This is a genomic window from Roseobacter sp. HKCC-CH-9351, from assembly GCF_037830295.1.
Classification (GTDB): domain Bacteria; phylum Pseudomonadota; class Alphaproteobacteria; order Rhodobacterales; family Rhodobacteraceae; genus M30B80.
In genome coordinates, this window is record NZ_JBBLYM010000001.1 from 1,465,226 (window position 1) to 1,477,279 (window position 12,054).

Consider the following 12,054-nt stretch of genomic DNA (forward strand, 5'->3'; position numbering starts at 1 on the left):
AGGGATATAAAGTGTCAGACGCAGCTGCCAAGCAATCCGTAGGATTGAAACTCTTGCCCGATACCGTTTCGGCGCAGACACGCGCGGTGCATTCAGGCACCCGCCGTAGCCAATACGGCGAAGTGTCTGAGGCAATCTTTATGACCCAAGGTTTTGTCTATGACAGCGCCGAGGCAGCCGAGGCCCGCTTTATCGAAGCGGGTCGTGAGGAATTTATCTATGCCCGCTACGGCAACCCGACTGTCGCAATGTTCGAGGATCGGATCGCGGCGATTGAAGGCACAGAAGATGCTTTTGCAACCGCCTCTGGAATGGCGGCGGTGAATGGCGCGCTGATGTCCATGATGCGCGCGGGTGATCATGTGGTGTCTGCGCGCGCCTTGTTCGGGTCTTGTCTCTACATTCTTGAGGAGATTTTGACCCGTTACGGGGTTGAGGTCACGTTTGTGGATGGCGATGACCTGACCCAATGGGAGGCCGCAATCATCAAGGGCAAAACCCGCGCTGTATTCTTTGAAAGTGTTTCGAATCCCACGTTGCAGGTTGTCGATATCGCCGCCGTTGCGCGTCTGGCCCATAATGCAGGCGCTTTGGTGGTGGTCGATAATGTGTTTGCCTCTCCCTTGTTTCAAGACAACCGCAAACTGGGCGTTGATGTCGTGATCTATTCCACGACCAAGCATATTGACGGGCAGGGGCGGTGTTTGGGCGGGGTGATTTGTGGCACCCGTGAGTTCATTCGTAAGACCGTGGAACCCTATCTGAAACATACAGGCGCGGCGATGTCGCCCTTTAACGCATGGGTCATGCTCAAGGGTTTGGAAACGCTCCACCTGCGGGTTAACGCCCAAGCCGACACTGCTCTTGCCATTGCGCAAGGGCTAGAGGGGGAGGCGGGTGTGGCGCGGGTGCTCTATCCGCATCTCGACAGCCACCCGCAAGCCATGCTTGCCCGCACGCAAATGCAAAAAGGCGGCACAGTGATAGCGATTGAACTGGAGGGCGGGCGTGATGCGGCGTTTCGGTTCCTCAACGCGTTAGAGATCATTACAATCTCAAATAATTTGGGCGATGCAAAATCCATTATCACCCATCCTGCAACAACGACCCACCAGCGTTTGCCTGAGGATCAAAAGCAACATCTGGGCATTACATCTGGTCTTGTGCGCCTGTCGGTGGGGCTTGAGGACGTTAACGACCTGTTAATGGATTTAAAACACGCGCTCGGTGCTGCGCGTGCTGCAAATTAACCATTATTTTTGGGATTTTGTCGGAAACTCAAGGAATTGGTCGATATTTGTCGGGCCAATATTGATCCGTTCGGCGTTCACAATCGTAAACTATTCACAAAACAAGTTTGGATTCCGCGCACCAACACCCATATAATGGTAAGGTCGCGTGACCGAAGGGGTGATGAGATGAACGTCCATATTGGTGCAGTTGCGAGTGAACCGACCCAAGACGAGGCCCGTGCGGCCTTGGCGCTTTTGAAGCAGTGGGCGGAAAGCGCAAGCATGGCGGAGCGTGCCGCCCTTGATCCTGCTGTCTCCAAACTTTTGACCCCCTCCCAAGATTACTCCGAATTTTCGCGCAGCTATCCGCAGGATTTTAAAGTGGACGCAGCCTATAAGGCGGGTCTTCCTGATCTTCAAAATGGCCCTGCCTCGCTGATTAAAGGGGCCAAGCGTCAAATCCAACATGTGGGGATTTCCAATTTCCGCCTGCCTATTCGCTATCACACCCGCGACAATGGCGATGTGATGCTGGAAACTTCGGTTACGGGCACCGTCAGCCTAGAGGCGGGCAAAAAGGGCATCAATATGAGCCGCATCATCCGCAGCTTCTATGCCCATGCCGAAAAGACGTTCAGCTTTGGGGTGATCGAAGCCGCGCTTGATGATTACAAATCTGACCTCGAAAGTTTTGATGCGCGTATCCAAATGCGCCTTTCCTTCCCAATGAAGGTCCAGAGCCTGCGGTCTGGCCTGTCGGGGTACCAATATTATGACATTGCGCTGGAACTGGTCGAGCGCGACGGGGTGCGCCAGAAATTGGTGCATCTGGATTACGTTTATTCTTCGACCTGCCCCTGCTCGCTTGAATTGAGCGAACATGCGCGCGCCACGCGTGGGCAATTGGCCACCCCGCATTCTCAGCGATCTGTTGCGCGGATTTCTGTCGAGATTGCCCCTGACGCAGGGTGTATGTGGTTTGAAGACCTGATTGAGATGGCGCGCCGCGCTGTGCCAACAGAAACGCAGGTCATGGTGAAACGCGAGGATGAACAAGCTTTCGCAGAATTAAACGCTGCAAACCCGATCTTTGTGGAAGATGCGGCCCGCCTTTTCGCGGGCGAGTTGCAAGCCGATCCACGGGTGGGCGATTTCCGCGTTTTGGCAAGCCACCAAGAAAGCCTGCACAGCCATGATGCGGTCAGCCTCTTGACCGAAGGCGCCACGTTTGAACAGGCCAGCCTTGACCCCCGCCTGTTCCAAAGCCTGTTCCATATCGGCTAAGGTCCAAGACCCCATACGAAAAAAGCCCCAAGACGCGGGTCACGGATGTGACGCTGTCTTGAGGCTTTGCTCGGTCTGACGAAGCAGTCCGGTCGTATAGTAACGAACACAGTAAACTGCGGGCGTGGTGTTTGCAAATGAAATGAAGTCCCAGATCAAGGCTTTGGAGGGGTTTTAGGCCCTTCCATGCTTGACACTGCCTAAGTCAGAGGCCAACGCTCTGCCTCATGTTTGATATACGCCCCGTTGGATATGTCATTGGCCTGATCGTTACCTTTCTTGGGGTGTCGATGCTTGTGCCTATGGGGGTGGATCTTACCTTGGCCAATGGCGAATGGGGTGTCTTTGCCGAGTCTGCCGCAATCTCGGTGTTTATCGGCCTTGCTTTGGTGTTTTCTTGCGCCAATGGGGTGCAGCAGGGCCTGAGCCTACAACAGACCTTTCTTCTGACAACCGCAATTTGGGCGATTTTGCCGATCTTTGCGGCGCTTCCCTTTGTGTTCGGCGCAACAGATGCACGGATTGTTGATGCAGTGTTTGAGGCGATGTCAGGGCTGACGACAACAGGCTCAACAGTTTTCACAGGCTTGGAATATTTGCCCCACGGGCTGAACCTTTGGCGGGCGATGATCCAATGGTTTGGCGGGGTAGGTATCATCGTTGTCGCGATGGTGTTTTTGCCCGAATTGCGGGTGGGGGGGATGCAAATCTTCCGCTCCGAGGCATTTGAAACAATGGGAAAAATCTTGCCCCGAGCAACTGAAATTGCGGCGCGTATTTCGGTGATCTATGTGGCGCTCACCTTCCTGTGCTTTCTGGCTTATTGGGCCTTAGGCATGACCTTTTACAACGCGATCTTCCACGCCTTTACCACGCTGTCCACGGGTGGGTTTTCGAACACGGATGCCTCTTTTGGGGTTTATCAAGGACCGCTTGAATATGTCGCGGCGGTGTTCATGATTTTGGCAAGCCTGCCCTTTGTGCGGTTTGTGCAGCTTTTGGCGGGCACGGCAGAACCGCTTTATCGTGACAGCCAAGTGCGCGCTTATCTTGGGGTCATCACGGCCCTTGTGCTGATCATGACAGTGTATCGGATTATCGCAAATGGCGACCATCTCGAGCATGGGATCCGCGAAGGGCTGTTCAACGTTACCTCCATCATATCTGGCACAGGCTATTCTTCGGTGGATTACCAGCTCTGGGGGCCTTTGCCCGTGGTGGTGTTCTTCTTTGTCGGCTTGATCGGGGGATGTGCGGGTTCGACCTCCTGTTCCATCAAAATATTCCGCTATCAGATCTTGCTCGAATCCATCTCCACCCAAGTGCGCCGCTTATCGGCCCCCCATGGTGTGTTCGAACCTCGCTTTGAGGGGCGGCCTGTTTCGGCAGATGTCCTCTCCTCCGTCATGGGGTTCTTTGTGCTGTTCTTCGTGTTGTTGGGGATTTTCGCGGTGGCTTTGGGACTGACGGGGCTAGATTTCGTCACCTCGGTATCAGGGGCTGCCTCCGCCTTGGCAAATATCGGGCCAGGATTGGGGGATGTGATTGGCCCCTCTGGCAATTTCGCGCCGCTCAATGATGCGGCGAAGTGGATTTTGACGCTGGGCATGTTGCTTGGCCGCCTTGAATTGTTGGCAGTTTTGGTGCTGTTCATGCCTGCCTTTTGGCGCGTATAGCCGCCCCTGCCGCAGCGGCCGAGGCCCATGCCCATTGAAAATTATATCCGCCCAACCAACCCGTGACATCCACCGCTTCGCCAATGAAATAGAGGTTGGGGATATGCGTGGATTGCATGGTTTTGGAACTTAAGCCATCGGTCGCGACACCGCCCAAGGTCACTTCGGCGGTGCGATACCCTTCGGTGGCTGTGGGCCGCAGTCGCCAATCCTGCAATGCCTCGACAATCTCGCGCAGGCGTGCATCGCTGCAATCGGCGATATTGCCCGCAAGGCTTTGGGTTTGCCCAAAATCCGCAACAAAGGCTTTGGGCAGATAATCGGACAGCACCCCTTGCAGGCTGCGTTTGCCCGATTGACCCCGCGCTTCGCGCAGGACAGCGAAAAAATCGGTTTCGGGGTCGATATGCAGCGTGATCTCTTGCCCTTCGCGCCAATAGGATGAAATTTGCAAAATGGCTGGGCCAGACAGGCCGCGATGGGTGAAAAGCATGGCTTCGTCAAATTCTGCATCGGCCGCCTTGGCGCGCACAGGCAGGGACAGCCCAGCCAGCGCCTCGAACCGCGCGCGTTGCCCCTCGTCAAACGTAAAGGGCACAAGGGCAGGGCGGGTGTCGGTGACGCGGTGACCGAAGGTTTCTGCAATCTGATAGGCCAAGCCTGTAGCGCCCATTTTTGGGATGGATTTTCCGCCCGTGGCCACGATGAGATGATCGGCATATATCTCGCGCGCTTGGCCCTGTCTTTCGACTAATACGCAAAATTTATCCCCGCTCTGCCGCACGGAAGAAATGCTTGTTTCTAGCCAAAGTTCGGCACCAACCGCCGCCATCTCGGCCCGCAGCATGGCGATGATCTCTTTGGCAGAGGTGTCGCAGAAAAGCTGCCCCAAGGTTTTCTCATGCCATGAAATGCGGTGGCGATTGACCAAATCTAGAAAATCATAGGGGCCGTATCGCGACAGGGCAGATTTGGCGAAATGCGGATTTTCGGACAAAAACGCCGAGGGGTCGCAGTAAATATTGGTAAAGTTACATCGCCCGCCGCCTGAGATGCGGATTTTCTCACCCGCGGCTTTTGCGTGATCTATCACCAAAACGCCCGCGCCCGAATGGGCCGCGGCCATCAGTCCTGCTGCCCCCGCGCCAAGGATTAGGGTGCTGACATGATGCTGCGGCAGCTGTGCCATTTAATCTACGAAATTACGGCTGATCTTGATTTGATCCCAAGCCCAGACCACCTCTTGGAGGCGTTCCTCATCCGAGCGGTCACCGCCATTCATATCGGGATGCAGAACCTTGATCAGCGCCTTGTAGCATTTGCGAATTTCGGTCTTGTTCATCGTGTCGCGTGCTTCCAAGATCTCAAGCGCACGCCGTTCTGTGGGCGGCAGTTTGCGCCCCGATTGTGCCCCACCTGCCTGCCCTGGATTACGGGTGGCATTGCCGCCCAAAACCTGATGCGGATCATCCACGCCTAGCCGTGCCCATGCTTTTTCTTCAACCGATTTTTTGAAGGGTTTGGTCGGCCTGTCCCAGACGCGATCGCGGTCGAGCTGCGCTTCCATCTCGGCTTCGGTCGTGCCCTCAAAGAAATTCCATTTGAGATTATATTCGCGCACATGTTCGCGACAGAACCAGAAGAAATCCTCAAGATTGTCGGGGGATTTGGGCGCACGATACTGCCCCGCCTCTTCGCAGGCGGGATGCTCGCATTTGCGCTGCGAGGTTTCAAATGCCCCAGACATGCCACGCCGGCCCGTCTTGCGTTTCTTCTTGTCGGTCGAAACGCGAAGGTCAAAATTAAATGGATCTTTGTCGGTCATGGGCCTGTCCTTCTCGACTCGGAACGGGCAGTCTAAGCTATTGGTGGCGAAGGTGAAGGGCTAGGGTGAAGATTTTCATGACAAGAACCGAAAAAATTCGTGATACATTAGAAAAAGCATTCAATCCCAAAGTGTTGGATGTTCACGATGAAAGTGAGGCCCATCGTGGCCATAGCGGCTATCAAGAGGGGGGCGAAAGTCATTTTCGCGTGGTGATCCGCGCCGATGGATTGGCGGGGTTGTCGCGCATTGCGCGCCATCGTGCCGTGCATGATGCCATCGGCAAGCTTTTGATGGGCGAAATTCACGCTTTGGCCATTGATGCAGACGGGCCTGAGCGGCCCGCCTGAGAAAGGTTACAGCCCCAGTTTCTGGCTGACCAACTGGTTCACAGCGGCAGGGTTTGCCTTGCCGCCTGTGGCCTTCATCACCTGACCCACGAACCATCCCGCAAGTTTCGGGTTCTGCTTGGCCTTTTCCACTTGGGCGGGATTGGCGGCAATGATCTCGTCTACCGCTGCTTCAATCGCGCCTGTATCCGTGACCTGTTTCATGCCGCGCGCTTCAACAATCTGCGCGGGGTCGCCGCCTTCGGTATAGACGATTTCGAACAGGTCTTTCGCGATTTTGCCCGAAATATCCCCCGCCTTAATCAGCGCGATAATGCCTGCAAGCTGTGCAGGTGAGACAGGGCTGTCACTGATATCGCGTTCGTCTTTCTTTAGGCGGCCAAAGAGTTCGTTGATGACCCAATTCGCGGCCAGTTTCCCGTCTTTGGCGGTGGCCGCGACATCTTCGAAAAACGCGCTGGCGGTGATATCGGCGGTCAAAACGCTGGCATCATAATCCGAAAGGCCAAAATCGCCGATAAAGCGCGCCTTTTTGGCATCGGGCAATTCGGGCAGGTTCGCGCGAATGTCGTCCACCCATGCCTGCTCAATCTCAAGCGGCAAAAGGTCGGGATCTGGGAAGTAGCGATAATCATGCGCCTCTTCTTTCGACCGCATCGAACGCGTTTCGCCCTTATCAGGATCATAGAGTCGTGTTTCCTGATCCACAGTGCCGCCATTTTCGATAATGGCGATTTGGCGGCGTGCCTCATATTCGATGGCCTGTTGAATGAACCGCAGCGAATTCATGTTCTTGATCTCGCAGCGCGTTCCAAGATGGCTGAAATCACCTGTTTCACGGAATTTTTCATAGGCGCCCGGTGCGCAGACAGACACGTTTACATCCGCACGCAGATTGCCGTTTTGCATATTCCCGTCACAAGTGCCCAGATAGAGCATGATTTGGCGCAATTTAGAGACATAGGCCGCTGCCTCCTCTGGGCCGCGAATATCGGGGCGCGAGACGATCTCCATCAACGCCACACCTGTGCGGTTGAGATCCACGAAAGACAGGGCGGGATCCATATCATGGATGGATTTGCCTGCGTCTTGCTCCAAGTGGATACGTTCAATCCGCACAATCCGTGCCGTGCCATCGCCAAGCTCGACCAAAACCTCGCCTTCGCCCACGATGGGGTGATACAATTGGCTGATCTGATAGCCTTGCGGAAGGTCAGGGTAAAAATAGTTTTTGCGATCAAAGGCCGAGAACAAATTGATCTCTGCCTTCAGGCCCAACCCTGTGCGCACCGCTTGGGCCACGCAGGCCTCGTTGATCACAGGCAGCATTCCTGGCATGCCAGCATCCACAAAGGCCACGTTAGAATTGGGTTCTGCCCCAAATTTCGTTGAGGCCCCTGAAAAGAGTTTCGCACGGGTTGCGACCTGCGCGTGCACTTCCATCCCGATCACAAGTTCCCAATCGGATTTGGCACCCGCGATCACTTTGGGTTTTGGGGCTTCATAGCTGAGGTCAAGCATGGCGCATCTCTCCAACAGGCGGTTTCCCGCCGTTTACTAGGCCAGCGCGTAGGGCGCGGCAAGGGCAGGACTTGCATTTTGAGGCAAAATAAGGGCAAAGGGCGGGCATCTATTGGCCACCTGAGGGAATTGCATGTTTTCATTCAAAAGGAATGAACGCGATCTGGTGCATCATGCGCAGAAATTCGGCAAATGTGCTGCAACCTTTTTGGGCGCGGCGGTTTTGATGGGATGTGTCGGCGCGCAGGCTGATTTGCCCGCCGCACGTTGGGATGAAACCCGACAGGCCCAAGATTGGACAAAGGCAAGCCTCTCGATGTTGGAGGAGGACGCGGCCGTTTTGGTTGCGACAACCCCTGCGGATATTGAGGCATGGTGTCCCGCCTATGATGAGGCGAACCCAGAACAGCGTGCTGCGTTTTGGAACGGGCTTTTGTCCAGTTTGGCCTATCGTGAAAGCACCTTCCGCGAAGATGCAATTTCGTCAAATGGTAAGTGGCATGGTCTTTTGCAAATCTCGCCCGCAACGGCGCGCGGCTATGGGTGTGCTGCTGGCACAAGCGAGGCTTTGCGCGAGGGCGAGGCGAATTTGCGCTGTGCTTTGCGCATTTGGTCATCAACTGTCGTGCGCGATGGGGTCATTGCCGCAGATCAAGGCGGGGTTGCGGCCGATTGGGGGCCATTGCAACGCGAAGCCTTGCGCAATGATATTCGCGGTTGGGTGTCGGAGCAGGATTACTGCCAATCATGACGGCGCGCTTGTCGGGTTTGGATCAGGCGCGCGGTGTCGCGCTTGTGGCCATGGCAAGCTATCATTTCATCTTTGATCTTGATTTATTCGGCCTTGTGCTTTCGGGCACAGCCCTATCCCCCTATATGCGCGGCTATGCTATCGCGATTGCGGGCAGCTTTCTGTTCCTGTCGGGCCTCAGCATGGTCGTGGCCCATGGGGTGGGGCGGCGGCGGCCCGCCTTTTGGCGGCGGTGGGGCATTTTGGTCGCTGCTGCGGCGGCGGTAAGTGTTACGACCTATTTTGCCTTTGGGGCGCAATTTGTCTTTTGGGGCATTTTGCACATGATGGCGGCTGCAAGCCTAGTGGGAATTGTCCTCTTGGGGCGGGTGCCTGCTTGGGGCTTGGCCGTGCTTGGTATCTTTGCCCTTGGTGCAGGGATTTGGCTGCGCCTGCCTGCGCTTGAGCACCCGATATTTTGGATCACAGGCGCACAGGCGGCGCGGCCTGTGACAGTGGATTATTTGCCAATCTTGCCATGGATCGGCCCCTATCTTTTGGGTATGGCTTGGGCGCAATTTGCCCGTGATCTGGGCAGGCCGATCATGCCCCAAAAGATATGTGGTGGTGCGCTTGGGGCGGGTTTGGCCCTTTTGGGACGCAATTCCCTTGCGTTTTATCTCATCCACCAACCCGTGCTGCTGGCATTGGTCGGTGGATATGTTTGGCTGCTGGATTATGCGCCTTGATAACCCGCACGCATTCTTGCCACCATCTCGCTCATATCGCGGCTGAGGTTCGGGGTGTCAGAAATACGCTTTAGCGCCTCTTGGATCAGGGCCTGACGATCAACATCATAGCGCGCCCATGTCTCAAAGGCGGTGGACATCCGCGCCGCGGTTTGCGGGTTTTTGCCGTCCATGCGGATTAGCCAATCCGCGAGAAACTGATAGCCCGCGCCTGAGGGCGCATGAAAGCCCGCAGGGTTGGCCGAGGTCAGACCTGCAATCACCGCGCGGAAGCGATTGGGGTTCTTCCAATCAAAATCTGCGTGCTCGGTCAGGCGATGTGCAACTTGCGCGGCCTCATCAGGGGCGGCATGGGCGATTTGCAGCATGAACCATTTATCCATCACGATGCGGTTTTCATGCCATTGGTCGTAGAAGGCGATGCTTGCCTGCTGTGCAACATCACCCCCGTGATCCAACAGCGCACCGAACGCGGCCAATTGATCGGTCATATTGGTGGCCGTCTCGAATTGCGTCCGCGCGAGGTCTGGGCCATGCACACGGGTCAAGGCGCGCAGGGCCACGTTGCGCAAACTGCGCCGGCCTGCAGAGGCCGCATCAGGGCTATAGCCGTCTTTATCGGTCAGTGTTTCGAACAGCCGCGCGTAAATCTGCGCAAGTGCAATTGCGATGGACTGTTCCAAAGCGCGGCGCTTTTCGTGGATGCTGCTTGGATCAGGCACCACGCCTGCTTCGGCCAAATCATTGGCCAGCGCATCTTCGCTTGGCAGGCTTGCGCATAGCGCACGAAACTCGGGGTCGAGCGTGTCATCCTGCACCACCGCAGCGAGGGCTGCGATATAGTCAGGGTTCGGGGCTGTCCCATCGGTGATCATTGCGCAGAGAACCTCACGCGACAGGCTGCGGCCCGCTTCCCATCGGTTGAACGGGTCTGTGTCATGGGCAAAGAGGGTCGCGCGCGCAGCAAAATCTTGCTCGATTTCTAAAATCACAGGGGCCGAGAATTCGCGCAAGACCGACAGCACAGGGGCCTCAGGCAGATCGTCAAACACCAATTCCATCTCAGAATCCACCATTTCGACAATCTGCGTGGGCCGCAATTCGCGCCCGTCCCGACCCAATAGGCCAAGCGCCACGGGGAACAACAAGGGCTCTTTCAGCGGTTGGTTGGGGGTGGGTTCGGTGCGCTGTGCCAATTTAAGCACCAAGCGCCCATCTTGATAGGTGGAAGTGACCGTCAAACGCGGTGTGCCTGCCTGTTCATACCAGCGTTTGAATTGCGATAAATCGCGCAAAGTGGTGTCTTCGAACACCTGCAACCAATCCTCGATGGTGCAGGCCTGCCCATCATGGCGGTCGAAATAGAGATCAAGCGCCGCGCGATAGGCCCCTTCGCCGACCAAAAGCCGCAGCATTCGGATCAGCTCCGCCCCTTTTTCGTAAACAGTGGCCGTGTAGAAATTGTTGATCTCGACAAAACTTGCAGGGCGCACGGGATGAGCCAATGGGCCTGCATCCTCGCGGAATTGGCGCGCGCGCAGATTCAGCACATCACCAATTCGCTGCACAGGCGCAGATCGGGCATCTGCGCTGAACTGTTGATCGCGAAAGACGGTTAAGCCCTCTTTGAGGCAGAGTTGAAACCAATCGCGGCAGGTGATGCGATTGCCTGTCCAATTGTGGAAATATTCATGGGCGATGATCCGCTCGATAAAGGCATAGTCCTGATCCGTTGCGGTTTCAGGGCTGGCCAAAACATATTTGGAGTTGAAGATATTCAGCCCCTTATTCTCCATCGCGCCCATGTTGAAATCATCGACCGCCACGATGTTAAATAGATCAAGGTCATATTCGCGGCCATAAACCTGTTCATCCCAGATCATTGACCGCTTGAGCGCGTCCATCGCATAGGCGCAATACCCCTCATCACCGGGGCGGACATAGATATTGAGATCAACCTCGCGTCCCGAGGCCGTGGTGAACTGATCGCTATAGGCGCGCAAATCGCCTGCCACCAAAGCAAAGAGATAAGCGGGTTTGGGCCAAGGGTCATGCCATTCTGCATAGCCTGCGCCTGTCTCGCCTCGATTGCCATTGGACAGTAGGATCGGTGCATCCCCCTCAATGCGCACATCAAAGGGCGCCATGACATCGGGGCGGTCGGGGTAATAGGTTATTTTGCGAAACCCTTCCGCCTCGCATTGGGTGCAATACATGCCCTTGGACATATAAAGCCCTTCAAGGGCTGTGTTATCCTGAGGTGCGATTTCGACTTCGGCCTCCCAAACAAAGCCACCCTCTGGCAGGCGTGCGGCAGGCACAGTCAGGCCAGTCTCACTGAGGCGATAATCGGCCTCACCTAACGCTGTTCCATCTATCTTTGCCCAGATCAGACGCAGATCCTCGCCATCAAGCACAAGCGCCCCTTCGCCCAAACCTTGCGCCTCGGGGTTGGGGCGAAAGGTGATCCGTGAAATGACCCGCGTGGTCTTTGGTGCAAGGTGAAAGGCAAGATGCACATGGTCAATCAAATACTCGGGCGGGGTGTAGTCACTAAGCCAAATGGTGCGGGGCGTGGCAGTGGCGGATGTTGCATCAAGGGGCAGGGCAGACACGGGGCAGGCCTCATTATATCGGGGAAGGGTTCGCCTTAGGCTATGCGCGGCGGTGACAGGCTGCAACCAGAT

General features: G+C 55.9%; 10 protein-coding genes. 6 read left to right on the forward strand and 4 right to left on the reverse strand.

All coding sequences use genetic code 11. From position 1 onward, the window contains the following. Window positions 1–53: 53 nt before the first annotated feature. From metZ to AAC632_RS07460, 3 genes are all read left to right on the forward strand, one after another. The gene (gene metZ / locus AAC632_RS07450; RefSeq protein WP_340298746.1) at window positions 54–1,250 is read left to right on the forward strand and encodes an O-succinylhomoserine sulfhydrylase; all 1,197 of its coding nucleotides are present in this window, start codon (window positions 54–56) and stop codon (window positions 1,248–1,250) included. A gap of 168 nt (window positions 1,251–1,418) precedes the next feature. Then, a complete protein-coding gene (folE2, locus tag AAC632_RS07455; RefSeq protein ID WP_340297228.1) occupies window positions 1,419–2,516 on the forward strand; it encodes a GTP cyclohydrolase FolE2 in 1,098 nt (365 codons plus the stop codon). A gap of 227 nt (window positions 2,517–2,743) precedes the next feature. Continuing rightward, window positions 2,744–4,192 carry a TrkH family potassium uptake protein gene (locus AAC632_RS07460; protein WP_340297227.1) on the forward strand — a complete coding sequence of 483 codons (1,449 nt, stop codon included), beginning with the start codon at window positions 2,744–2,746 and terminating at the stop codon, window positions 4,190–4,192. Here the strand turns inward: AAC632_RS07460 and AAC632_RS07465 are convergent. Continuing rightward, entirely contained in the window at window positions 4,167–5,381 is a 1,215-nt protein-coding gene (locus AAC632_RS07465; RefSeq protein ID WP_340297226.1) for a BaiN/RdsA family NAD(P)/FAD-dependent oxidoreductase, read from the reverse strand. The genes AAC632_RS07460 and AAC632_RS07465 overlap by 26 nt on opposite strands. After that, a complete protein-coding gene (locus AAC632_RS07470; RefSeq protein WP_317655940.1) occupies window positions 5,382–6,017 on the reverse strand; it encodes a DnaJ domain-containing protein in 636 nt (211 codons plus the stop codon). Between the two features lie 77 nt (window positions 6,018–6,094). Here AAC632_RS07470 and AAC632_RS07475 point away from each other — a divergent pair, with 77 nt between their 5' ends. Next, window positions 6,095–6,367: a BolA family protein gene (locus AAC632_RS07475; RefSeq protein ID WP_340297224.1), complete on the forward strand. Its 273-nt coding sequence runs from the start codon at window positions 6,095–6,097 to the stop codon at window positions 6,365–6,367. Between the two features lie 6 nt (window positions 6,368–6,373). Here the strand turns inward: AAC632_RS07475 and gatB are convergent, their stop codons facing one another. Further along, window positions 6,374–7,888 carry an Asp-tRNA(Asn)/Glu-tRNA(Gln) amidotransferase subunit GatB gene (gatB, locus tag AAC632_RS07480; protein ID WP_340297222.1) on the reverse strand — a complete coding sequence of 505 codons (1,515 nt, stop codon included), beginning with the start codon at window positions 7,886–7,888 and terminating at the stop codon, window positions 6,374–6,376. A gap of 133 nt (window positions 7,889–8,021) precedes the next feature. Between gatB and AAC632_RS07485 the strand changes: the two genes are divergently transcribed. After that, window positions 8,022–8,639, forward strand: a complete 618-nt coding sequence (locus AAC632_RS07485) for a transglycosylase SLT domain-containing protein (protein ID WP_340297220.1) — start codon at window positions 8,022–8,024, stop codon at window positions 8,637–8,639. Beyond that, complete coding sequence (locus AAC632_RS07490; protein ID WP_340297218.1) at window positions 8,636–9,367, forward strand: heparan-alpha-glucosaminide N-acetyltransferase; 732 nt, start codon at window positions 8,636–8,638, stop codon at window positions 9,365–9,367. Before AAC632_RS07485 ends, AAC632_RS07490 begins: the two co-directional genes overlap by 4 nt. On the opposite strand, the gene pepN is transcribed toward AAC632_RS07490, so the two are convergent. After that, on the reverse strand, window positions 9,355–11,982 hold the full coding sequence (gene pepN, locus AAC632_RS07495; RefSeq protein ID WP_340298745.1) for an aminopeptidase N: 2,628 nt from the start codon (window positions 11,980–11,982) through the stop codon (window positions 9,355–9,357). The two genes, AAC632_RS07490 and pepN, sit on opposite strands and share 13 nt — an antisense overlap. Window positions 11,983–12,054 lie beyond the last annotated feature (72 nt).

Excerpts from the sequence above, each read along its gene's own strand:
- AAC632_RS07490 (WP_340297218.1), top strand. The coding sequence starts at position 8,636 with ATGACGGCGCGCTTGTCGGGTTTGGATCAGGCGCGCGGTGTCGCGCTT.
- AAC632_RS07465 (WP_340297226.1), bottom strand. The coding sequence starts at position 5,381 with ATGGCACAGCTGCCGCAGCATCATGTCAGCACCCTAATCCTTGGCGCG.
- folE2 (WP_340297228.1), top strand. The coding sequence starts at position 1,419 with ATGAACGTCCATATTGGTGCAGTTGCGAGTGAACCGACCCAAGACGAG.
- AAC632_RS07485 (WP_340297220.1), top strand. The coding sequence starts at position 8,022 with ATGTTTTCATTCAAAAGGAATGAACGCGATCTGGTGCATCATGCGCAG.
- gatB (WP_340297222.1), bottom strand. The coding sequence starts at position 7,888 with ATGCTTGACCTCAGCTATGAAGCCCCAAAACCCAAAGTGATCGCGGGT.
- AAC632_RS07475 (WP_340297224.1), top strand. The coding sequence starts at position 6,095 with ATGACAAGAACCGAAAAAATTCGTGATACATTAGAAAAAGCATTCAAT.
- AAC632_RS07470 (WP_317655940.1), bottom strand. The coding sequence starts at position 6,017 with ATGACCGACAAAGATCCATTTAATTTTGACCTTCGCGTTTCGACCGAC.
- AAC632_RS07460 (WP_340297227.1), top strand. The coding sequence starts at position 2,744 with ATGTTTGATATACGCCCCGTTGGATATGTCATTGGCCTGATCGTTACC.